We start from the raw sequence: 257 nt of genomic DNA, 5'->3' as shown, positions 1-257 counted from the left end.
CGCGCCCGAGAGGAGTCGAACCCCTAACCTCTTGATCCGTAGTCAAACGCTCTATCCAATTGAGCTACGGGCGCATATGGTGCCGAGGGCGGGGGTCGAACCCGCACGGTGGTCACCCACCGCAGGATTTTAAGTCCTGTGCGTCTGCCTGTTCCGCCACCCCGGCATGTCATATTGAAAATTGGAGCGGAAGACGGGATTCGAACCCGCGACCCCAACCTTGGCAAGGTTGTATTCTACCACTGAACTACTTCCGC

Annotated in this window: 3 tRNA genes; all 3 read right to left on the bottom strand. The window is 58.0% G+C overall.

Going from position 1 to position 257, the window contains the following annotated elements:
• Nucleotides 1–74: transfer RNA gene (locus ACQRBL_RS32895), tRNA-Arg, on the bottom strand.
• A gap of 3 nt (nucleotides 75–77) precedes the next feature.
• Nucleotides 78–166: transfer RNA gene (locus tag ACQRBL_RS32890), tRNA-Leu, on the bottom strand.
• A 16-nt stretch (nucleotides 167–182) separates the two neighbouring features.
• Nucleotides 183–257: transfer RNA gene (locus ACQRBL_RS32885), tRNA-Gly, on the bottom strand.

It is taken from the genome of Bacillus sp. AF62 (assembly GCF_050312695.1).
In the GTDB taxonomy this organism is placed as follows: Bacteria; Bacillota; Bacilli; order Bacillales; family Bacillaceae_G; genus Bacillus_A; species Bacillus_A cereus.
This window is presented reverse-complemented; position numbering and strand designations above follow the sequence as displayed.